Origin of the sequence: Microbacterium sp. NPDC089188 (genome assembly GCF_040685155.1) — a bacterium.
In the GTDB taxonomy this organism is placed as follows: domain Bacteria; phylum Actinomycetota; class Actinomycetes; order Actinomycetales; family Microbacteriaceae; genus Microbacterium; species Microbacterium galbum.
In genome coordinates, this window is record NZ_JBFBHH010000002.1 from 683,823 (window position 1) to 705,856 (window position 22,034).

The following is a 22,034-nucleotide window of genomic DNA, read 5'->3' on the forward strand; positions in this document are numbered from 1 at the left end:
TCGTCACCCCCGCGTTCCGCGGCGGCGGAGTCCGGCGGAGACGATCGCCACCGCGGTGCCGACCGCGACGCCGATGACCGTCTCGATCACGCGGTCGCGCAACAGCAGGTCGGGGGAGGCGGGCGAGGCGAGGGAGATCATCAGCAGCGCGAGCGGGGTGATGAAGAGCATCGCGATGCCGTAGTTGCGCCCCACGAACAGTTCGGCCCCGGCCTGCAGCACGACCGCCACGATGATGACGAGCCACGGCGGGAGGTGGAGCGCGAGCAGCCCCGCAGCGATCAGCACGCCGAGCAGGGTGCCCACGAGGCGCTGGACGCCCCGGATGAGGCGAGCGGTGACGTGAGCCCCGCCGACCGCGGCGACGGCGCCGACCATCGCCCAGTACCAGTGCGTCCCGACCAGCAGCGCCCCCGCGATGCCGGCGAGCAGTGCGGCGATTCCGACGGTCGCGGTCATCTCCCCGGCCACCGCGCCGATCGACGGCCGGGGGCGCGTCGGACGCGCCCACGACCCCCGGCGTGCCAGCACGAAGACGGTCGTGACGAGCAGGCTCCACGCCACGCTCGCGCCGCCGACCACGACGACGGTCGCGAACGTCGACGCCGTCGCCGGGAAGCTCGCGGTGGCTCCCGCGGCGAACACCGCGAAGAGCGCGCCCGGAGGATGCCACTGGGCGCGGTAAGCGAAGAGCGTCACGATCGCGGCGAGCACGGCGACGACCGCGACGCTGACGGGGGCGGGCGTCGACAGGGCCGACAGGGCGGTGCCCACGAGCATCGAACCGACGAGGATCACCCCCGCCGTCGCCTGCATGCGCACACGGGCTCGCGGCGCGTCGGTGCGGCCGTACAGGGCGGCGAACGCGCCGAAGCTCGCGTAGACGGCGAGGTCGAGGCGGTTCAGCAGCAGGAGGGCGATCAGGGGGATGCCGACGCTGAGCACCGCGCGCACCGCGACCCGATGATCGCCCCGGTGGGGGCCGACCCGGATGACGCCGGTCCACACGCGCCCCCGGGATTCCGCCACCCCTCCAGCCTACGCGCCGGGTGGGCGGCATCCGTTCCGAGATGGCGGCGTCAAGGCCGTGGCCTGCGCGCGGGGATCTGGTGAGGTGGGGGCATGGATGCCGACCGCGAGAAGCCCCCGATCGAACCCGGGCCCGAGCCCGACACCACCACGGCCGCCGAGGGGGAGCGTTCCGACCCGAGCCTGGACGGCGACGACCAGCCGATCGAGTGACGGGCGGCGGGACGTCTCGACGTCGAAGGGTGCCCGGGTGACCCGTCGAGCCCTTCCGTAGGGTGGGAAGCCCCGACCGATCGAGGAGAGACGTGTTCCGCACGCCCCTGACCCTGTTCCGCACCCTCGCGATCGCCGAGGCGGTCTCGTGGACGTTGCTCATCGCCGGCCTCATCCTGCGGGCCACGGCCGACCTGCCGATCGCGGTGTCGATCGGCGGCGGCATCCACGGCTTCGTGTTCCTCGCCTACGGCGCCACGGCCGTGCTGGTGGCGTTGAATCAGCGGTGGGGCTTCGGCCCGGCCGCGATCGCGGTCGTGAGCGCCGTCATCCCGTACGCCACCGTGCCGACGGAGATCTGGCTGCACCGCACGGGACGCCTGCAGGGTGCCTGGCGACTCGACGAGACGTCGGATCCGCGCGATCGTCGCCCGCTCGACCGCCTGTTGCGCTTCTTCCTGCGCCGACCCGCGATTCTGGGCCTCGTGCTGGTCGTGGTCGTCGCGCTGGTGTTCGTCGTGCTGCTGATCGCGGGTCCGCCGGGCGGCAAGGGCTGACCGCCCGCGCGGCGGTGGTGCGCGGGCGTCACCGCACGTGGATGCGCACGCTCGCGGGCGCGATGCGGCACGTCGCCAGGAAGGTGGTGACGGTGCCCGAGACGGTTGCCACCGCCCGCCCCACGCCCAGGAACGCCACCGTGCTCCGGCGCACGCGCTGACTGGCGGCGTCATCGACGAACCGGCGCATCGTGTCGCCCGAGCGGCCCGCGGTCGACACGTCGAGCTCGACCCCGAGCACCGGCCCGGTCGTCGACTCGACGCGCCACTCGACCGTGGCGACGCCGCCGCCGCGGCTGGTCATGACCAGCGTCGCCGACCCGCATTCCTCGCCGCCGACCTGCTCTGTGCGCAGGGGCGCGGATGCCGGAGCGGAATCGGCCCCGCACAGGGCGATGCCGTGCAGGCGGGCGTACTCGCGTCCCGTCGCCGTGATGCTCGAGCAGTCGGCGAGCGCCGGTGTCGACACCGTCGCATCCAGCGGGTCGGCGCGCGTGTCGGCCAGGGCGGGCGCGGGGCCGGAGAGCAGTGCCGCGACGACGATGAGAGTGGTGGCGACGGCGGGCACGCGCATGGTGCTGTCCTCCCTCCTCGTCGAGCGTCCCCGAATCTACGCCCAGGCGCGTGCCGATGCGACGGCTTGCCTGCGCGACGGGGACACGGCATGTCCCGCCTTCGCGTCCCCTCGGTCGGTCACCGCTTCGTCGACACCGTCACGGTGAACTTGCGGTCGCGGGCGACCTGGCGGGTCGGGCCGACGAGGCGCTCGAGGGCGGGTCGATACTGCAGGGCGGAGTTCCACACGGTCCACAGCTCGCCGCCCGGCCGCAGCACGCGCGCGGCGTCGGCGAACATGCGCGGAGCGAGACCGTCGGCGAGGGCCGCACCCGCGTGGAACGGGGGATTGAGCGCGATGAAGGAGCTGCTGGCATCCGGTCTCGCCCCCAGTACGTCGTCGCGGTCGACGCGCACGCGGTCGGCGACGCCGTTGGCCGCCGCGGTGGCCCGGGCCGAGGCGACGGCGACCGCGGACTGATCGCACGCGACGACGTGCAGCGAGGGGGTGCGCACGGCCAGCGCCGCCGCCACGACCCCCGTGCCGCACGCGAGGTCGATCGCCTCGTCGCCGCGCGGGGCGGGCAGGTGGGCGAGGAGCAGGCGGGTGCCGATGTCGATCGAGGCTCCCGCGAACGCGCCGCCGAAGGCGCGGATCCGGATGCCGTCGACCTCCGCCTCGTCGGGGACCGGGGTCGCGCCGCCGCGCGGTCCGCGGGCGAGGAGCACGCGCGACTTCTGCCGCGCGTGCGAGACGTCGACGCAGTCGAAGTGCTCGCGGAGCACCTCGTTCATCGCGAGCGTCATGTGCTTGATGCGCCCGCCCGCGAACACCTGCACCTCAGGGTGCGCGTGCAGGGCGATGAGCCCGGCCGCATCGGCCAGGGCCCGCAGCGAGCGGGGAAGGCGCATCAGCACGACGCGCGCACCGCGCAGCAGGTCGGCATCGAGCGGGAGCGAGGTGAAGGCCTCGTCGAGCCCGACGTCGGAAGCGTTCGCGGCCAGCGCCCGTTCGCCGAGCAGCTCGTCCTGATGCACGCGGATGCCGCGCGCCCCCGCGTCGGCGGAGGCCAGGGTGAGCGCGCCGTGCGTGTCGCCGATGACGACGAGGGCGCCGTCAGGGAGGTCGGCGCGGGCGACGGCCGACTCGTCGAGGATCAGGCGATCGGCGGCGTCGACGGCGACGAGGTCGGGACCCTCGAGATCGGGGCGGCGACGGAGGGCGTCGAACGAGAAGGGCACCGTGCAACGGTACCCGGCGGCTCGGCGCCGCTCACGCGGACGCCGAGCGGAGGACTTACCGCGTGCCGAAGTGGAAGGGCAGGGCCAGGGACGCCGTGACCAGCAGGATGCCGAGGGCGAAGAACAGCGCGGGGGCCGCGAGCGAGAACGACAGTCCCGTCAGCAGCATGCCGCCGACGAACAGGATGAGCGAGACGATGAACATGAAGATCCCTTCGGTCGCTCCAGGCTATCGTGCCGCGTCGGAGGAACGGTCCGCGGCCGGCGCGGGTTGCGTCGCGGCCCTGTCGGCCTCCCTCGTCTGAGGGGGCGACGCGGCGGACCCGAGGGCGGCGTGCGCCCAGAGGGTGCTGCCGGCGACGGCCGCGGGCATGACGGCCACCGCGCCGAACGGCACGAGGAAGCAGAGTTGGGTGGCGACCCCGAATCCGAGGGCGCGCGCGCGATGCGCGCGGATGATCGCGCGACGCGCGCGCCGGTCGAGGCCCCGCGCCGAGAGGGCGCGGGAGGTGAGCTCGTCGGCGAGGAGCCAGCCGGTGAGCAGCACGCCGGCGACGAACCCCGCGACCCCGCCGACGAAGGGGATCAGGCCCAGCAGCCAGGCGAGGAGAGCGGCCGGGATGCCGCGGAGGATGAGCAGTGCGCTGTCGCCGACGGCTCGCCAGAAGCCGTACTCGGCCTCGGGGACCTCGCCCGTGGCGCTGCGTTCGGTGGCGCGCCAGATGCGGTCGTAGAACGGCTCGCCGACGGCGAGGGTGACGGCGGTGAACGACACGACGGCCAGCAGCAGGGCCGCGCCGAACGACGCGACCCCGATCGCGGTGCGCAGCGCCCCCGCCCAGAAGGGCGCCCAGCCGTCGGCGAAGGGCGTCCAGTCGTCGACGAGACCGGGCAGGACCAGACCCCAGGCCACGAGGGCGCCGCCGAAGACGAGGCCCACGAGCGTCCCGGGGATGAGTCCGAGCGCCATCGCGCCCGGCGTGCGACGCCATTGGCCGAGCCCACGAGCGAGGAGACCTGCTCCGGCGAGGAATTCGCGCATGCGGGAAGTCTTCCAGACGCCGCCGACACCCGCCGGGCGACCGGTCGTGTCGGCGGCTCCTGCCAGGATGCGGGTATGCGCATCCGCACGACGTCGACCCAGCGCACGTACCGGTACGTACGGCTCGCGATCGTGGGGGCCACGGTGTTCCTCGCCGTCGGCGTCGGGATCGGACTGGTCGGCAGGGGCGTGCTCCCCTCGGTGAGTGCGGCGTACTACACGCCTGCCGGTCCCGTCTTCGTGGGCGCTCTCAGCGCCATCGCGCTGGCGCTGCTCGCCCTGTCGGGGCGCAGTGTGGAACAGGGGCTGCTCGACGTCGCCGCCGTGCTCGCCCTCGTCATCGCGTTCGTGCCGACCTCGGTCTCCTGCGGTGTCGACGTGCGATGCATCCCGCCCGAGGTGCGCGCGACGGTCGCGAACAACGCGGGGGCGGTGGCATCCGTGGTTCTCCTGGGGGTCGTGGTCGCGATCGTGCTCGCGCGGGTGCAGGGCACGCTGAGTCGCGGGGTGGTGACGACGGCCGCGGTGATCACGGCGATCGTGCTCGGCGGCGGCGTCTGGGCCCGGGTGGCGCCCGAGCCCTTCCTCGCGCGCGCGCACGAGGCCGCCGCCGTCGCGTTCTTCGTGCTGATCGCCGTCGTGGCGGGCCTGGCCGCGTGGCGCCCCCGGCCCGCGCGGGTGAGGCGGCGGCGTCTGCGCGTGGCGTACGCGACGGTGGCGGGGGCCATCGCGGCCACTCTGGTGCTGCTGATCGTCGGGGTTCTCGCGGGTCGGAGCAGCGCGGCATCCCGGTGGTGCTGGTGGGGGAGTCGGTGGCGCTGGCCCTGTTCGCGGTGTTCTGGATCGTGCAGACGGTGGAGCTCTGGGACGAGGTCGACCCGTCGATCGCGGCTACCCGGGAATAGCCGCGCGGGTGACGCGTTGAAGTTGATACGACGGTGCTCAAGTTGCAGACTTGAGCCAACCGCACTCACGTATCACAGGAGACGGAATTGCCCGAAGACTTCACCCCCGGCGCCGGGGAAGACGGCGCCCAGTCGTTCGACGAGTTCCTCGCGCGCTACCTCGCGGGCGAGCAGGCACGCGCCGAGCGTTCGATCGACCTCAGCCGGTTCCTGAGCGCGCGGACGCAGGACGCGCTCCAGGAGGCCGGTCGCTTCGCCCTCGGCCGCGGGCAGCGTGAACTCGACGCCCTGCACGTGCTGCACGTGCTCGTGGGGCGCTCGCCCGCGAAGGACGCCGTGGCCCGACTCGGCGCCGACCCGGCCGCGATCGCGCGTGCCGCCGAGAGCCGCCTGCCCGCCGCGGGCGCCCCGGCGCACGTCGACGGAGCGGTCGTCGCGGGTTCCGTGCAGCGCGCCCTCTTCCACGCCTTCCAGGTCGCCCGCGCCGCGGGCTCGACCTACGTCGACCCCGACCACCTCTTCTTCGCTCTCGTGCTCGCGCAGGACGCCCCGGCCGGGCAGATCCTCGCGCAGGCCGGCGTCACCGCCGAAGCCCTGACCCAGGGCGTGCGCGAGACCGTCGTGGGCGGGGAGCAGAGCGATGCCCCGACCGAGGCGGCATCCACGACCCCGAACCTCGACCGCTTCGGCACCGATCTCACCGCGCGCGCCGCGGCGGGCGAACTCGACCCCGTGATCGGCCGCACCGACGAGATCGAGCAGACCATCGAGATCCTCAGTCGTCGCACGAAGAACAACCCCGTGCTCATCGGCGAGGCCGGCGTGGGCAAGACCGCGGTCGTCGAAGGACTCGCCCGTGCGATCGTCGCGGACGAGGTGCCCGAGCAGCTGCGCGACACCCGTGTGGTCTCGCTCGATCTGGCCGCGATGCTCGCGGGTGCCCGCTACCGCGGCGATTTCGAGGAGCGCCTCACTCAGACGATGGACGAGATCTCGGCATCCGACAAGCTCGTCGTCTTCATCGACGAGGTGCACACCCTCGTCGGCGCGGGCGGCAGCGGCGACGGATCGATGGATGCCGGCAACATCCTCAAGCCCCGGCTCGCTCGCGGCGACGTGCACCTGATCGGGGCGACCACCCTGCGCGAGTACCGCACGATCGAGAAGGACCCCGCCCTCGAGCGGCGCCTGCAACCCGTGCGCGTGGGGGAGCCCTCGATCACGGATGCCGTGGAGATCCTGCGCGGCCTGCGCGCCGCCTACGAGCAGCACCACGCCGTCGCCTACACCGACGACGCGCTGCGCGCCGCGGTGGAACTCAGCGACCGCTACCTGCCCGACCGCGTGCTGCCCGACAAGGCGATCGACCTGATCGATCAGGCCGGAGCCCGGCTGCGCCTGCGCCTGGGCGTCTCGGTCGACACCTCGGCGCTCCTCGAACGGCTGGCCACCCTCGAGGCCGACAAGAACGCCGCCGTGTCCGCCGAGCACTACGAGGAGGCCTCGCGCCTGCGCGACGAGATCGCCGCCGTGCAGAGCCGGCTCGACGATGCGACGACCGCCCCGCGCGGCGCCGCGGTGGTGGACGAACCCGAGATCGCCGCGGTCGTCAGCCGGGCCACCGGCATCCCGGTCGCCCGTCTCACCGCCACTGAGCGCGGACGCCTCGCCGAGCTCGAGACGGAGCTGCACGCCCGCGTCATCGGGCAGGACGACGCGGTCGCCGCTGTCGCCAAGGCCGTGCGCCGCAACCGCACCGGCATGGGGGACGAGAACCGGCCCGTCGGATCGTTCCTCTTCCTCGGACCCACCGGCGTCGGCAAGACCGAGCTTGCGAAAGCGCTCGCCGGCTCCCTCTTCGACGACGACGGTTCCGTCATCCGCTTCGACATGAGCGAGTTCGGCGAGCGTCACACCGTGTCGCGTCTGATCGGTGCCCCTCCGGGATACGTCGGCTACGACGAGGCCGGTCAGCTCACCGAGCGCGTGCGCCGCAACCCTTATGCGGTCGTGCTGTTCGACGAGATCGAGAAGGCCCACCCCGATGTGTTCACCCTGCTGCTGCAGGTGCTCGACGACGGTCGACTGACCGACGGTCAGGGGCGGACGGTCGACTTCCGCAACACCGTGATCGTGATGACCTCGAACCTGGGCGCCGAAGTGCTGGCATCCCGCTCAGGGGCCATCGGCTTCACCACCACGGGTCGCGACTTCGCCGACGGCGACCTGCGCGACCGCGTGATGGGCAAGCTCCGCGAGGCGATGCGGCCGGAGTTCCTCAACCGCATCGACGACATCGTGCTGTTCCGCAAGCTCGATAAGGCGCAGCTGCGCGAGATCGTGCGGCTGCTGCTGGGCGCCACCTCGCGCCGGCTTGCGGGCCGCGAGGTGACTCTCGAGGTCACGGATGCGGCGATCGACCGCCTCGCCGAGGTCGGGTACGAGCCCGAGTACGGCGCCCGGCCGCTGCGCCGCGTCATCCAGCGCGAGGTCGACGATCGCATCGCCGACCTGTTCGTCTCCGGCGCCCTGAGCGACGGCGGGACGGTGACGGTGGATGCCACGGATTCGGCGTTCGTGGTGATGCCCGTCGTGTCGGCCGTCGCCGCCTGACGCGCGGTTTCTTCGACGCCCCCGGTGCTTCGGCGCCGGGGGCGTCGCGTCGTCCGCGGGCGCCACCCCTGCCCGGATGTCGGAGGTTCGGGGCAGAGTAGACGCATGAGTCGTATCGGCACGATCTTCAGCCCGTACCCCCACCCGCCCGAAGAGCTGCGCGACGCCGCGCGCGCGGCGGAGGATGCCGGCGTCGAGGAGCTGTGGCTGTGGGAGGACTGCTTCCGCTCGTCCGCCTGGGCGGCTGCGGCCGCGGCCCTCGCCGTGACCGACCACCTCCGCGTCGGCGTGGGCATCGCGCCGCTCCCGCTGCGCAACGTCGCCGCCTCCGCGATGGAGGTGGCCACGATCGAGCGCATGTTCCCGCAGCGGCTCCTTCCGGGCTTCGGGCACGGCGTGCAGGACTGGATGCGCCAGGTCGGCGCCAAGGCCGCGTCTCCGCTGACGCTCATGCGGGAACAGCTCCCGGCCCTGCGCGCCCTGCTGGCGGGTGAGACGGTGAACGCCGAAGGGCGCTACGTGACACTCCGCCACGTCGCGCTCGACTGGCCGCCGGCGGCCGCTCCTCTCGTCTACGCCGCGGCGGAGGGGCCGAAGACGCTCGCCCTCGCGGGAGAGGTGGCCGACGGCGTGGTGCTCGACAGCCGGCACACCGTCGCCGAGATCGCCGCCGCCGTCGAGACCGTGCAGACCGCGCGTCGTGCGGCCGGCCGCGCGGGTCGGGCCGATGTCGTGGCTTACGTGCTCACGGCTTTCGGACCCGACGCCCACGATCGCGCGACGGCCGTGCTCGCCGACCGCCCCGACGCCGCCGACCGGGTGCTCGCGGGATCCGTGTCCGAGGTCGCCGAGGGGGTCGCCCGGTTCCAGGCGGCGGGCGTCGACGACGTGGTGCTGCTGCCCACCGACGACGTCGACCTCCGCGCGTTCTTCTCGGCGGTGGGTCAGGTCGCGGTCGCGGTCCCCGACGCCGGGGGCGTGTCATGACCCGGGGCGTCGTCTCGCTCGGCGTCGCCGGGTCGCTCGGTCCCGACGCGATCGCCGAGATCGCCCCCGAGGTCGAGAAGGCCGGGTTCCACACCCTGTGGGTCAACGACACCCCCGACGGTGACGCCCTCGCGGCGCTCGCCGCGGCCGCGCGCGTGACCGAACGCCTCCGGCTGGCGACGGGCGTCGTGCCGGTGGATCGTCGCCCCGCGTCCGCGATCGCCGCCGACGCGGCATCCCTGTCGCTCCCGTCCGATCGCGTGACGATCGGCATCGGCTCGGGCATGGCGCGTGAGGGCGCCCTCGCCCGCGTGCGCGCGGCCGCCGACGAGCTGCACGCCGCCGGTCTTCCGCGCGTGCTGGTCGGGGCACTGGGCCCGAAGATGCGCCGCCTCGCCGCCGAGCGCGCCGACGGCGTGCTGCTGAACTGGGTACCGCCGACCGAGGCCGCCGACCAGGCAGCCGCCTTGCATGACATCGCGCCCGAGACGCACGTGGCGGTCTACGTGCGCACCGCCGTCGTCCCCGCGGCGCGCGAGCGCCTCGAGGCCGAGACGGCGCGCTACGCGTCGTTCCCGAATTACGCCGCGAATTTCGAGCGGATGGGGGTGGATGCCATCGACACGACGATCCGCGACGTCACCGAGCTCGCCGACGCCCTCGACGCCTACGCCGCCGCCGCCGACGAGGTCGTGCTCCGCGCGATCGTGCCGGACGACACCGTGGCCGCCTACGTCGACTTCGCGCGACGGACGGCGCCGAACCCGGGCTGAGAGGCGCGACCCGCGCGCGCCCGCGCCGGGTTGGGTCCGGGACGCGGGGCTCGTGCTGCGCCGCCGCGCCGCGTCGTCCGCCTCAGCGCACCAACCGGACGGTCTCCTTCATCGGGCCGAACGAGGACTGCGCCCCGTCCGCGACGAAGCCGTTCCGGCGGTAGAACGCACGGGCGCGGGGATTGTCGGCGGCCACCCACAGCGAGGCGGGACGTTCGCCCAGGATGGCATCGAGAAGGCTCTGCCCCGCTCCCGTCCCGTGGGCGGCGTTGAGGACGTAGATCATGGTCAGCTCTTCCGGTCGCGCGGCGTCGGCATCCGGGGTCGGTTGCACGGACGCGAACCCGACGATGCGTTCCTCGGCGACGGCCACCACCGTCGAGAGGACGTCATCGGCGAGGTTCGACCGCCACATGCCGATCCGCGGCTCGACGGCGAACCACGGGTTCGTCTCCGGATCGTCGACGAACCGCCCGTACGTCTCGCGCCACGAGGTCGCGTGCACGAACGCGATGCCCTCGGCATCCTCGGGGCGGGCCGGACGGATGGTGATGGTCGTCTCCGCGGGCGTCATGGCGAGAGCTTAGGAGACGCGGGCGTCGGACGCCTCCGGGCACGCGGGTCGGCGCCGCGGCCGGACGCCCGCTCCGCGCTCGCGTCGGCCCCACGCGTCGTGCGGCCGCGCCCGACGGCGCTCGGGGCAGCGGATCCGTTCACCCGAGGCGGCCCTCGTCGGCGAGACCCGCGCCCTCCACCGGAGGGGTGACGGCAGGTCGACCTCCGCGTCGAGTGGCGAAGTGCGCCAGCGTCGCGTCGATGAGACGTCGCCCCCGCCCCGGCGACATGCGTTCATCGCCCTCGGCGCCGCGCGCCACGGCGATGCCGTCGAGGACGGCGAGCACGAGCCCCGCGTCGTCCGCGTCGATCCCGGCGTCGGGGTAAGCGGCCGCCAGCAGAGCCTGTAAGCCGGCCTCCGTGAGCGCCCATTCCCTCCGATGGATCTCGCGGACGTCGGGATCGGTGCCGGCGCGCGACGCGAACGCGGTCCACACGACGGCGTCACGACGGCCGGCATCTCCGAGCGCGGCGAGCTCGGCGCAGAAGACTTCCAGGCGGCGAGGGGCGGAGTCGACGTCGGTCAGCGCGGTCGAAAGACGAGCGCGGAAGCCGGCCGTGACAGCATCCATCGCTCCGGTGACGAGCGCGGCGCGCGTGGGGAAGTGGTGCTGCACGGCGCCCACCGACACCCCCGCGGCGGCGGCGACGTTGCGCACGCTCAGCGCGTCGGCACCGCGTTCCGACAGCACCTCCAGCACCGCCTCGGCGATACCCGCGCGCGTGGCGCGCGGGGGCGGGGGAGGGGAGGAGGTCACCGTCGTAGGCTACGGTGAACCCGTGAACAATACGAACGTATTGCCCGGCCCGACGGGCCCGCGCCGGATCGACACGCTCGATGTCGTGCGCGGTATCGCCCTGATCGGCACTCTCGCCACGAACATCTGGGTCTTCTCGCATCCGTGGGGCCTGTGGGGGATGCTGGACGACCCGGCGCTGCCGGACGAATCCGCGGGGGCCGCGACGACGCAGCTGGTGCTCATGGCCCTCGCGCAGGGGAAGTTCCTAGCCCTGCTCTCGCTCACCTTCGGCGTCGGTCTCGCCATTCAGCACCGTGCAGCGCGGCGCCGCGCGCGGCGCTGGCCCGGACGCTACCTCTGGCGCGCCACCCTGCTGTTCGTGGACGGCGTGGTGAACTACGTGCTCATCGCGGAGTTCGACGTGCTCATGGGCTACGCCGTCACTGCCGCCGTGGTGTCGGTGCTGCTGTTGACGCGGCCGCGGGCTCAGCGCGCGATGATCCTCGCTTTCGGTGCACTCCACCTCGCCCTCATCTCCGCGCTCGTGCTGCTGCTGACGGCCGTGCCCGGCGCAGATGTCGACGCCGGTCTCCCCGCCGGACCCAGCCCGTACGCGACGGAGTCCTTCCTCGGCCTCGCGCTCTTCCGCCTCGACAACGTCGCCGTCTTCCGGGCGGAGCCGGTGCTGATCGGTTTCCTCTCGGTCGCGATGTTCCTGACGGGCGCGGCGTTGTGGCGAGCCGAGGTCTTCGGCGACGCAGGCGCGCGCGTGCGTCGACGTCTCATGACGGCCGGTGCCGTCGCCGCGCCGATCGATGTGGCTCTCGCACTGACGGCATCGCCGGGCGGTCTGCTGCTCGAGCGCTATGTGGTCGCGCCCGTGGTGGCCCTCGGCATCCTGGGGCTCGTGGCGGAGCTGTGCCTGCGGCGCGGGACCGAGGGGTGGTTCGCCCGACGCGGGAGGGAGGTCGGTCGCGTAGCCCTCAGCGCCTACCTCCTGCAGAACCTGCTCGGGGGCGCGCTCTTCTACGGCTGGGGTCTCGGGGTGGCCGAGAGCGCCCAGGCCTGGCGCGTTCCGGTGACCGTCCTGGCGTTCGTCGTCATCACGGGGGTGGTCGCCGTGTCCGCCCATCTCTGGCTGCGTCGGTTCGCGCTCGGACCGGTGGAGTGGCTGTGGCGCGCTGCCGCGGAGGGACGCCGCCCGCGTCTCGAGATCCCCCACGATCGGCCCCGCGCGTCGAGCGCGGTGGCAGACTGACCGGATGCCACGACGACGACGCCCCACGCTCCGATCGGTCTCGCGCGGCGCGCTGGCCCTCCTGCTGGTGGCGGCGGGCGCGGGCCACCTCACGTGGGGACGTCGTGGCTACCGCATCGTCGTCCCGGGATGGGCGACGCGACTGCTGCACACCGACAAGGACGCCGTCGTCGTGGCATCCGGCGCCGTGGAGATGGTGCTCGGGGTCGCGCTGATCGCCCTTCCGGCGGAGCGGCGGCGTGTCGGGGCGGCGATCGCCGCGTTCTTCGTCGCGGTGTTCCCGGGCAACGTGCACCAGTGGCGCACGGGCCGCTCGGCCCCGGGCCTGAACACCGACCGGTCGCGTTTCCTCCGCCTGTTCCTGCAGCCGCCGCTCGTGGCGTGGGCGTGGTGGGCGACGCGCGAGAGCTGACCCCGCGCCTCAGGCCGCTTCGCGCGTACCGCCCCCGCACCTGCGACCTCGCGCGAGTGCGAGCCCCGCGCCTCAGGCCGCTTCGCCCAGCTCCAGCACGCCGGTCTCGAACGCCGCGCGCGCCAGCACCTTGTACCCGTGCTCGGGGAAGAACACCGTGAGGCGGTCCTCCTCGACGCCCATCACCGTCCCGGTGCCGAACTCGCCGTGTTGGACGACGGAATCGATGCGGATGCCGTCCGCGTCGGCCGCCGCGGCATCCGGGGCCGTCGTCTCGACCGGGGCCGGAGCGGTGGCGTCCGCGTCGCAGCGGTCGCACGACCCGCAGTGGGTCGGGGTCTCGACACCGAAGTACTCCAGCAGGGCTCGACGGCGGCAGTGCGAGGTCTCGGCGTAGCCGCGCATGATCTCGATGCGTGAGGCGCGGATGCGCTCCTCGGCCTCGTCGCGATCGCGGACCGCGGCCACCGCATCGCCCGCCGACGCCTTCGTGCGCGCGGAGACGCCGTCGGGACCCGACTCGGCGAGCTCGCACGCGACCAGCTGATTGAGCACGCGCCCGATGGCGCGGACCGAGCGGCCCGACGACGCGGCGATGTCCTTCGCGCGCATCGGCTTCTCCGCCCGCCGCAGCTCGTCCCAGACCCCGGCGACATCGGCGCGCTTACTGTGCCCACCGGCGAAGAACGACCGCAGCGAGAAGTCCTCGGCGCGGTAGTGCAGGATCGCGCGGGCGGGGCGGCCGTCGCGCGCCGCGCGGCCGATCTCCTGGGCGTACGAGTCCAGCGACTCCGTCACGTCGGCGTGCACGACCAGGCGCACGTCGGACTTGTCGACGCCCATGCCGAAGGCGGAGGTGGCCACGACGACGTCGAGGTCGCCCGCGCTCCACGCGGCGTGCACCTCGTCGCGTCGCTTCTGCGCCATGGCCCCGTGATACGGCGCCGCGCGCAGCCCGAGGTCGGCGAGCTCGTCGGCGTAGGCGTCGGTCTCCTTGCGCGTCGCCACGTACACGAGCGTCGGACCGTCGGCATCCTGCACATCCGCGATCACGGCACGACGCTTGTCGTCGTCGTGCTCGTGTCGGCGCACGGCCATGTGGATCTCGGGGCGGTCCATCCCGCGCACCTCGAGGTGCGGGTCTCGCATGCCGAGGCTCGAGACGATGTCGTCTCGGACGGGGGCGGATGCCGTGGCCGTGAGCGCCAGCACCGGGGGATGGCCCAGTGCCTCGACGGAATCGCCGATGCGCGCGTAGTCGGGCCGGAAATCGTGGCCCCAGGCCGAGACGCAGTGCGCCTCGTCGATCACCACGAGCCGCACGTCGGCGCGCGCGAGACGGTCGAACACCTCGCTGTTGGCCAGCTGCTCGGGGGCGAGGAAGGCGTACACCGCATCGTCGCCCTCGATGGCGGCCCACGCGGCGCGCTTCGCGCTCGCGCTCGTGCGGGAGTTCAGCGCGACGGCGGCGGGGGCGTCGGGAGCGCGGTCGATCGAGTCGATCTGGTCGCGCTGCAGGGCGAGGAGGGGCGAGATGACCACCGTCACGCCGCCGAGTTCGCACCCCGCGATCTGGTACACCGCCGACTTGCCCGCGCCGGTGGGGAAGACGACGAGGGTGTCGCGTCCGCTGACCACCGCGTCGATCGCCTCGGCCTGCCCCGGGAGCAGGTCGTCCCACCCGAAGACCTCACGGGCGGTGCGGGCGGACTGTTCGAGGGTGGCGGGAGCGTTCACGAAGGCCTCATTCCTGGGGGGAGGTCCTCCAGCACACCTCAGGCGTTCCGCAACGGCTCGGGGGTTGCGGGCGGGGCCGACGTGTGGTGCGCGACGCGCGAGGTGCACCGTCCGGCGAGGTGGCACGCGCCGAGCGCCGACGCAAGCGGCGCGGCGATGTCGGAGGGGGATGCCAGGATGCCGACATGCTCTTCGGCGACATCGAGACGGCGCTCGCGGCGGTGACCGGCACGCGCTCGCGTCTGGCGAAGGTCGACGCCCTCGCGCAACTGCTGCGCGGGCTCGCGCCCGACGAGATCGTCCCCGCGGTGGGGATCCTCACCGCCTCCCCGCGCCAGGGGCGACTCGGCGTCGGGTGGAAGACGCTGTCCAGCCGCGGGGGAGAGCACGCCGACACCCCGTCGCTGACCGTCACCGACGTCGACGAGGCCTTCGACCGACTCGTGGCCCTCGGCGGCAGCGGATCGGCCGCGCAGCGCACCGCACTGCTCGACGAGGTGGCCGGTCGCGCCACGGCCGCCGAGTGGCACCTGCTCGTGCGGGTGATGACGGGCGAATTGCGCACGGGTGCCCTCGAAGGCGTGCTTCTGGATGCCGTCGCCCGGGCCTCCGATCGCGACGGTGCCGCCGTGCGACGCGCGGCGATGCTCTCGGGCGACCTCGGCGGCACCGCGCTCGTCGCCCTCACGGGCTCGGACGCCAAGCTGGATGCCGTGGGACTCGTCGTCGGCCGCGGCGTGCAGCCCATGCTCGCCTCGACCGCCACCTCCGTCGCGGAGGCGCTGGCCGTCGCGGGGCGCGCCTCGGTGGAGTACAAGCTCGACGGCGCGCGCGTGCAGGTGCACCGCCAGGGCGACGAGGTGCACGTGTACACCCGCACCCTCGCCGACGTCACCCACCGCGTCCCCGAGATCGTGGAGGTCGTGAGGGGCCTACCCGTCGAGGCGGTGATCCTCGACGGCGAGACGTTGTCACTCGACGATGACGGTGCCCCGCGTCCCTTCCAAGACACCATGGCGCGATTCGGCGCCGAGGCCGCGCGCGAGATCGCCCTGCGACCGTGGTTCTTCGACATCCTGCATATCGACGGGCGCGATCTCGTCGACGAACCCCTCGGAGCGCGCCTCGACGCGCTCGAGCGGGTGGCGGCGGCCTGGCGCATCCCGGCCGTCGTCACCGACGACTCCGACGCCGCAGAGGCCTTCGCGCGCGACGCCCTGGCGGCGGGTCACGAGGGCGTCATGATCAAGGGGCTCGACGCGGCCTACACCGCGGGCCGCCGCGGCAAGAGCTGGCTCAAGGTCAAGCCGGTGCACACGTTCGACCTCGTCGTGCTCGGCGTCGAGCGCGGCTCGGGTCGCCGGTCGGGCTGGTACTCCAACCTCCACCTCGGTGCCCGCGATCCCGAGGGGGTCTTCGGCGAACCGGGCGGTTTCGTCATGGTCGGCAAGACGTTCAAGGGCCTCACCGACGAACTGCTGACCTGGCAGACGGCGCACTTCGCCGAACGCGAGACGGGCGAGGTGCCCGGCGGCATCCGTGTCGTCCCCGACACCGTCGTCGAGATCGCGATCGACGGCGTGCAGCGGTCGGTCCGCTATTCCGGGGGAGTGGCCCTGCGCTTCGCCCGGGTGAAGCAGTACCGCTCCGACAAGCCCGCGGCCGAGGCCGACACGATCGACACCCTGCGCGCGCTGCTGCCCGGCGGCGGTGCGGCGACGGAAGGATGACGCGATGAGTCTGGCCCCCTGGCTCGACGGCGAACTCGGCTACCGCAGCTTCGGCACCCCCGGTGCTCCGCGCGTGGTCGTCGTGCTGCGCACCGGAGACGTCGCCACGACCGATCCCGATGCCCGCGTGACCTCGGCCTTCGACGTGCGCGTCGTGGCGGTCGGCCTCGATGCTCCGGAGCTCGAGGACCCGCCGGTCTTCGGCGGCCAGACGCCCGCCGGTCTCACCGTCGAGGCGCTCCGGGCGCTACTCGACCGCGAGGCCCCCGGCGCGACGGTGGGGCTGGTCGGCGAACGATCGGCGGGGCCGATCGCGATCTATCTGGCCGCCGCCATGGGCCCGGTCGTGGACCGTCTCGCGATCGTGGGGGTCGAGAGTCCCGTCGACCCCCTCAGTCGCGACCTGCGCACCCCTCTCCTCGACCACCTGGATGCCGAGACGCTCGTGATCGTGGGTGGCGAGGGGCCCGCGCACCCCGCCGACGCGCAGTGGTACGTCGAGCGCATGCGCGTCGCCGAGATGGAGGTCATCCCCCCCGACGAGATCGGCTCGATCAACGGACACGTCACGCTGACGTCGGTCTGGGAGCGCGTGCTCGCGCACGTCGCGCCCGGCACCGAGCGCCGCTGACACGCCGCTCCCGCGCGCCCTCCGCCACCATCGAGTGTCCACGACACCCGGACGATTGCCTTCGGCGTCCGGGTGTTCTGGACACTCGACCAGGGGGGCTGCGGAGCCGCCCGCGCGCCTCAGCTTCTGGCGACCGCGCGCACCTGCACGACGTTCGACTCCTCGTCGACCTCGACGTGGTCGGTCTGGGCCTTGAGGAAGTCCGAGAAGCTGCGGAACCCGAGCGCCTTCTCGCTGAACGACGGGTCGAGGCGCTTCATGAGGTCCTTGACCGCCGAGGCGTGCAGCCACTCGCCGTCGGCGCGTTCGGCCTCCAGCTGCATGGCGCGGTCGAGCAGGTCGACCGCCGGGTCCTTCGAGCGCTTGCGGGCGCGGGGCCGCGAGGGCGCGGCATCCTTCTTCGTCTCGGCGAGATTCGGGATGCCGGGCAGCGAGTCGTATGCGTCGAAGCGGTCGCAGGCCGCGGCGAGCGACTTCGCCGTCGACCCCGCCACCCCCACGCCCACGACGTAGCGACCGAGGCGCTTGACGCGCTGAGCGAGCGGGACGTAATCGCTGTCGCCGGCGACGATCACGACGTGCGTCAGGTCGGGGAGGCGGAACATGTCTTCCACGGCATCCACCGCGAGCCGGATGTCGGCGCCGTTCTTCGCGTACGCCGCCGCGGGGAAGAGCTGCACGAGGTCGACGGCGCGCGCCACCAGCTGCGAGCGGTACTCGGCGTTCACCGGAGCCGACCAGTCGGCGTACGCGCGCGTGAGCACGAGCGTGCCGAACGAGGCCGCGTAGTCGATCACGGCGCCCACGTCGATGGTCGCCTTGGTGAGGCGTTCCGCGATCTCGGGGTCCATGGGGTTCTCGGCGATCTTCTGCCGGTCGCGCGAATACGCGTTGCGCCCGTGCACGCGGTCGTACCACGACATCACGATGTTGTCGAAGTCGAGGTAGACGGCGACGCGGGCGGTCTGGGTGTCGGGCATGCCTCCAGTCTGACCGGTCGCGACCCCTCCCGGGTAGCCGCGGTGCGATCCGGCATCCGTCCCGCCGTGGTCCGTCACGCGCTGCGTGCGGTCATCGCGCCGAGGAGGCGTCCCGGATGCCGCCGGGCCGGGGCCCGGTCCGCGCACCGATGCGCCGCGGCCGAATCCCGGTCCGCCCGGCGCGCAACCACCGCCCGTGCGGCCCCGCTTCTTTGCTCGAAACGCGACGCCCCGCCCGACCACGGGGTCGGACGGGGCGGGTGACGGGCGGCGCGCTCAGCGCTCGCCGGGATACACCACGCCGATCTGACGACGCACCTCGTCGAGCACGCCCATGATCGCGACGGTCTCGTCGATCCCCAGCACATCGCTCGAGATCGCGCCGTCGGCGACGAGGCGCTCCGCCGCGAGAGCCTGGAACTGCATGCCGCGCCCCTCGATCTCGCTGGTGAACTCCTCTGTGACCGTGCCGTCGGAGGTGATCACCCGGAACGAGGTGGGCGTGTACCAGACGCGGTCGATCTCGATGCGGGCCTCGGTCCCGACGACCTGCGCCGTGTCGGCGCCCGCCGCGCGCGATGACGACACCGTGGTCGACAGGGCGCCGCCCTCGTGCACGAACATGGTCGCCACCTCGGCGTCGCTGTCGGCATCCGAGATCCGGGCGAGTGCCGACACCTGCTCGGGCAGGCCCAGCACGTCGACGGCGAACGAGATCGGGTAGATGCCGAGGTCGAGCAGGGCGCCGCCGCCGAGGGCGAGGTCGTTGAGGCGGTGCGCGGGGTCGGTCGAGATCTTCTGCGTGTGGTCGGCGGCGACGACGCGGATCTCACCGAGCGTTCCGGCGGCGATGATCTCGCGGATGCGCACCATGTGCGGCAGGTAGCGCGTCCACATCGCCTCCATCGCCAGCAGGCCCTTCTCGGCCGCCTTCTCGCGGATGGCTGCGGCCTCCGCCTCGTTCAGGGTGAACGGCTTCTCGACCAGCACGTGCTTGCCGTGGTCGAGGGCGAGCAGCGCGTTCTCGACGTGCGAGGGGTGCGGGGTGGCGATGTAGACGATGTCGACGTCGGGGTCGGCCACGAGGTCGTCGTACGAGCCGTGCGCGTGCGCGATGTCGTACGCCGCGGCGAATTCCCGCGCGCTGTCGAGGCTCCGCGAGCCGACGGCGGTGACGTCGAGGCCCGCGGTGCGCAGGTCGGAGGTGAAGGCGTGCGCGATGCCGCCCGTTGAGAGGATGCCCCAGTGCAGTCCGGTCATGCGCTCCACCGTATCCGTGCCCGGGCCGCACGGGCGCCGACAGGACGCCGCGCGCACCTCCGCCGGCGACGCGGACGGCCCCGCACGCGCGGCGGGACGGCCCCTAGGCTCGTCGCATGACGCCCGTCGAGCGCTTCCGTGAGCTGCTGTCCATCCCCACGGTCTCCCGAGCCGATCCGGCCGAGGTCGACGACGACGCGTTCGTGCTCTTCCGCGACGCGCTCGAGCGCCTCTACCCCCTCACGCATGCGCACCTCGAGCGCGAGGTCGTCGCCGGTCATTCGTTGCTGTACCGCTGGCCGGGCGCCTCGACCGAGGCGCCGCTGCTGCTCCTCGCGCACCAGGACGTCGTCCCGATCGAGGGGCAATCCTGGCGCCACGACCCCTTCGCCGCCGATATCGAAGGCGAGGGGCCGGATGCCACGATCCACGCCCGCGGCGCGATCGACGACAAGGGGGCGCTCGTCGCCGTCTTCGAAGCGGTCGAGGAGGCGCTCGCCGAGGGCGTCGTACCGCGGGCCGACGTCTGGCTCGCGTTCGGCCACGACGAGGAGACACGCGGGACCGGGGCCCGTGCGATGGCGCGGCTCCTCGCGGAGCGGGGCGTGCGACCGGCGCTGGTGCTCGACGAGGGCGGAGCGGTCGTCGACGGCGCGGTTCCCGGGGTCGCGGCGCCGACGGCGATGATCGGGGTCGCCGAGCGCGGGGTCGCCACCTTCGACCTCGTCACCCGCGAGGCGGGCGGACACGCGTCGACGCCGCCGCCGATGCCGGCCACGGCGCGGCTGGCGCGGGCGATCGACCGCCTGCGGCGCCACCCGTTCCCTCGGCGTCTCGCCCCTCCCGTGCACGCGATGCTCGCCACCGCCGCCGCCCACGTCGCGGAGCCGTTGGCCTCGGTGTTCCGACGCCCGCGGCTGGCGGCACCCGTGCTCACCGTCGTGCTGTCGGCGCTCGGTCCCGAGACCAACGCCCTCGTGCGCACGACCGCCGTGGTCACCCGCTTGGAGGGATCGCCGGGCGAGAACGTGCTGGCCACCACCGCGCGGGCGAGCGTCAACGTGCGGCTGCTCACCGGCGACACGCTCGCGGACGCGGCGATCCATCTGCGGCGCGCGGTGCGCGACCCCCTCGTCGACATCGAGCTGCGCCACGGAGACGATCCGTCGCCGGTCTCGCCCTGGCGGGGTGAGGTGTGGCGGCGGCTGTCTCGGACCGTGACCGAGACCCTCGGCGACGACGTCGTCCCCCTGCCGTACCTGCAGCTGGGGGCGAGCGACAGCCGCTTCTACACGGGACTGACGGATGCCGTGTACCGCTTCGCCCCGTTCCACCTCACCCGCTCCGAGCGCGACGCCCTGCACGCGCCCGACGAGCGCATCCGTGTCGACGTGTGGCTGCGCGGCATTCGGTTCTACGGCGCCCTGCTGCGTTCCTGAGCGCACTCGTGCCGGCCCGCGTGAGCGCGGGGTGTCGCCGAGCGGGTCGCCCCGCGCCGCGGGCCGCGCGAGACGGCATCCGGCTGACATCGGGGCGGCAGCCGGCGGCGGTTTCGTCGGCGACGGGAAGTCTGCGGCGAGTGGTCGGAGCGGGGAGAACGGGCCGGGAACGGGGAATCGCGCCGCGTCGGCTATTCTCGTGTGACCGGTCACGCAACGCGCGCGACCCGCAATGAGGCGGCTGATGAGCGACACCGACATCCCGGAGACCACGGGGCGCGCCCCGAGCATCCGCGATGTCGCGCGGCTCGCCGGGGTGTCGTACCAGACCGTCTCGCGGGTCATCAACAACAGTTCCGCGCTGCGGCCCGAGACCGCCGCCAAGGTGCGTTCCGCCATCGCCGAGCTGAAGTTCGTGCCGAACCAGGCGGCCCGCGCGCTGGCGACCAGCCGGTCGAAGCTCATCGGCGTGCTGGGTCCGCGCACGCCCACGCACGGCGTCGCCTCGATGGTCCAGGCGATCGAGTCGGCCGCCCGCGCTGCGGGCTATCGGCTCACGATCACCAATCTCGCCACCAGTGCCCCCGGCGACGTGCGGTCCTCCATCGACCACCTCATGCAGCAGTCGATCGAGGGGCTGATCGCCGTCGCGCCGCAGACACGGGTGGTCCCGATCCTCGACGAGCTGAAGCTCCCGGTTCCGGTGCAGATCGTCGCGTCCACCGGCACCGCGACATCCCACAACGATCAGACGGCCGGTGCCCGCGCCGCCGTGCGCCACCTCATCGAGCTGGGGCACACCCGCATCCTGCACATCGCCGGGCCCCGCGACTGGGTCGAGGCCGATCACCGCATGCGCGGCTACCTCGCCGAGATGGATGCCAACGACCTGTCGCCCCGTCCGCCGGTGCTGGGCGACTGGACCGCGCAGTTCGGTTTCGAGGCCGGGCTGGAGCTCTTGCGCACCGAGGACGCCACCGCGGTGTTCGCGGGCAACGACCATATGGCGCTCGGGTTCATGCATGCCGTTCGGGCCATAGGTCGCTCCGTCCCCGAGGACATCTCGGTCGTCGGGTTCGACGACGTGCCCGAATCCGCTCACCTCTGGCCCCCGCTGACGACCGTCCGGCAGGACTTCGTCGGGATCGGGACCCGCGCGATGACCGACCTCCTCGCCGCCCTGGGCGAGGCGACGGGTGAGGACTCGTCGTCGGACCCCGCCCAGCTGCGCCTCATCGTGCGCTCCTCCACCGCACCGCCTTCCCGCTGACCGCGCCCGCGTCGCGCGTGCCGCCTTGGCCTCGAATCGTCACGTT

Annotated in this window: 20 protein-coding genes; 10 read left to right on the top strand and 10 right to left on the bottom strand. The window is 73.2% G+C overall.

Going from position 1 to position 22,034, the window contains the following annotated elements:
• Positions 1-3: 3 nt before the first annotated feature.
• On the bottom strand, positions 4-1,029 hold the full coding sequence (locus AB0N80_RS09515) for an FUSC family protein (RefSeq protein WP_363578585.1): 1,026 nt from the start codon (positions 1,027-1,029) through the stop codon (positions 4-6).
• A gap of 305 nt (positions 1,030-1,334) precedes the next feature.
• Here AB0N80_RS09515 and AB0N80_RS09520 point away from each other — a divergent pair, with 305 nt between their 5' ends.
• Positions 1,335-1,799: a DUF3817 domain-containing protein gene (locus AB0N80_RS09520; RefSeq protein ID WP_315994690.1), complete on the top strand. Its 465-nt coding sequence runs from the start codon at positions 1,335-1,337 to the stop codon at positions 1,797-1,799.
• A gap of 28 nt (positions 1,800-1,827) precedes the next feature.
• Here the strand turns inward: AB0N80_RS09520 and AB0N80_RS09525 are convergent, their stop codons facing one another.
• From AB0N80_RS09525 to AB0N80_RS09540, 4 genes are all read right to left on the bottom strand, one after another.
• Positions 1,828-2,373 (bottom strand): hypothetical protein, encoded by a 546-nt coding sequence (locus tag AB0N80_RS09525; protein ID WP_315994689.1) that lies wholly within the window; start codon positions 2,371-2,373, stop codon positions 1,828-1,830.
• Positions 2,374-2,492: 119 nt separating this feature from the next.
• Complete coding sequence (locus AB0N80_RS09530; protein WP_363578586.1) at positions 2,493-3,596, bottom strand: methyltransferase; 1,104 nt, start codon at positions 3,594-3,596, stop codon at positions 2,493-2,495.
• Between the two features lie 55 nt (positions 3,597-3,651).
• Entirely contained in the window at positions 3,652-3,801 is a 150-nt protein-coding gene (locus AB0N80_RS09535) for a hypothetical protein (protein WP_298873232.1), read from the bottom strand.
• Positions 3,802-3,825: 24 nt separating this feature from the next.
• Positions 3,826-4,638 carry an EI24 domain-containing protein gene (locus AB0N80_RS09540; RefSeq protein ID WP_363578587.1) on the bottom strand — a complete coding sequence of 271 codons (813 nt, stop codon included), beginning with the start codon at positions 4,636-4,638 and terminating at the stop codon, positions 3,826-3,828.
• 992 nt (positions 4,639-5,630) lie between these two features.
• Between AB0N80_RS09540 and AB0N80_RS09545 the strand changes: the two genes are divergently transcribed.
• From AB0N80_RS09545 to AB0N80_RS09555, 3 genes are all read left to right on the top strand, one after another.
• A complete protein-coding gene (locus tag AB0N80_RS09545) occupies positions 5,631-8,156 on the top strand; it encodes an ATP-dependent Clp protease ATP-binding subunit (protein WP_363578588.1) in 2,526 nt (841 codons plus the stop codon).
• A 105-nt stretch (positions 8,157-8,261) separates the two neighbouring features.
• The gene (locus AB0N80_RS09550) at positions 8,262-9,143 is read left to right on the top strand and encodes an LLM class flavin-dependent oxidoreductase (RefSeq protein ID WP_363578589.1); all 882 of its coding nucleotides are present in this window, start codon (positions 8,262-8,264) and stop codon (positions 9,141-9,143) included.
• Entirely contained in the window at positions 9,140-9,916 is a 777-nt protein-coding gene (locus tag AB0N80_RS09555; protein WP_363578590.1) for an LLM class flavin-dependent oxidoreductase, read from the top strand. The genes AB0N80_RS09550 and AB0N80_RS09555 overlap by 4 nt, the downstream gene beginning before the upstream one ends.
• A gap of 82 nt (positions 9,917-9,998) precedes the next feature.
• Here AB0N80_RS09555 and AB0N80_RS09560 read toward each other — a convergent pair whose 3' ends face one another.
• Positions 9,999-10,490: an N-acetyltransferase gene (locus AB0N80_RS09560; protein WP_363578591.1), complete on the bottom strand. Its 492-nt coding sequence runs from the start codon at positions 10,488-10,490 to the stop codon at positions 9,999-10,001.
• Positions 10,491-10,629: 139 nt separating this feature from the next.
• On the bottom strand, positions 10,630-11,289 hold the full coding sequence (locus tag AB0N80_RS09565) for a TetR family transcriptional regulator C-terminal domain-containing protein (RefSeq protein ID WP_363578592.1): 660 nt from the start codon (positions 11,287-11,289) through the stop codon (positions 10,630-10,632).
• 22 nt (positions 11,290-11,311) lie between these two features.
• On the opposite strand from AB0N80_RS09565, the gene AB0N80_RS09570 reads away from it, so the two are divergent.
• The gene (locus tag AB0N80_RS09570) at positions 11,312-12,529 is read left to right on the top strand and encodes a DUF418 domain-containing protein (protein WP_363578593.1); all 1,218 of its coding nucleotides are present in this window, start codon (positions 11,312-11,314) and stop codon (positions 12,527-12,529) included.
• 4 nt (positions 12,530-12,533) lie between these two features.
• Complete coding sequence (locus AB0N80_RS09575) at positions 12,534-12,941, top strand: hypothetical protein (protein WP_363578594.1); 408 nt, start codon at positions 12,534-12,536, stop codon at positions 12,939-12,941.
• A gap of 72 nt (positions 12,942-13,013) precedes the next feature.
• Here AB0N80_RS09575 and AB0N80_RS09580 read toward each other — a convergent pair whose 3' ends face one another.
• Positions 13,014-14,678 (bottom strand): RecQ family ATP-dependent DNA helicase, encoded by a 1,665-nt coding sequence (locus AB0N80_RS09580; protein WP_363578595.1) that lies wholly within the window; start codon positions 14,676-14,678, stop codon positions 13,014-13,016.
• 185 nt (positions 14,679-14,863) lie between these two features.
• On the opposite strand from AB0N80_RS09580, the gene AB0N80_RS09585 reads away from it, so the two are divergent.
• Together AB0N80_RS09585 and AB0N80_RS09590 are read left to right on the top strand one after the other, a co-directional pair.
• The gene (locus AB0N80_RS09585; RefSeq protein WP_363578649.1) at positions 14,864-16,408 is read left to right on the top strand and encodes an ATP-dependent DNA ligase; all 1,545 of its coding nucleotides are present in this window, start codon (positions 14,864-14,866) and stop codon (positions 16,406-16,408) included.
• A 4-nt stretch (positions 16,409-16,412) separates the two neighbouring features.
• Positions 16,413-17,039 (top strand): hypothetical protein, encoded by a 627-nt coding sequence (locus AB0N80_RS09590; protein WP_363578596.1) that lies wholly within the window; start codon positions 16,413-16,415, stop codon positions 17,037-17,039.
• Positions 17,040-17,158: 119 nt separating this feature from the next.
• Here AB0N80_RS09590 and AB0N80_RS09595 read toward each other — a convergent pair whose 3' ends face one another.
• Complete coding sequence (locus AB0N80_RS09595) at positions 17,159-18,019, bottom strand: NYN domain-containing protein (RefSeq protein WP_315994676.1); 861 nt, start codon at positions 18,017-18,019, stop codon at positions 17,159-17,161.
• A gap of 276 nt (positions 18,020-18,295) precedes the next feature.
• Positions 18,296-19,279 (bottom strand): Gfo/Idh/MocA family oxidoreductase, encoded by a 984-nt coding sequence (locus tag AB0N80_RS09600; RefSeq protein ID WP_363578597.1) that lies wholly within the window; start codon positions 19,277-19,279, stop codon positions 18,296-18,298.
• Between the two features lie 116 nt (positions 19,280-19,395).
• Here AB0N80_RS09600 and AB0N80_RS09605 point away from each other — a divergent pair, with 116 nt between their 5' ends.
• Both AB0N80_RS09605 and AB0N80_RS09610 read left to right on the top strand, forming a co-directional pair.
• Complete coding sequence (locus AB0N80_RS09605; RefSeq protein ID WP_363578598.1) at positions 19,396-20,718, top strand: M20/M25/M40 family metallo-hydrolase; 1,323 nt, start codon at positions 19,396-19,398, stop codon at positions 20,716-20,718.
• Positions 20,719-20,962: 244 nt separating this feature from the next.
• On the top strand, positions 20,963-21,988 hold the full coding sequence (locus tag AB0N80_RS09610) for a LacI family DNA-binding transcriptional regulator (RefSeq protein ID WP_363578599.1): 1,026 nt from the start codon (positions 20,963-20,965) through the stop codon (positions 21,986-21,988).
• The last annotated feature ends 46 nt before the right edge of the window (positions 21,989-22,034 follow it).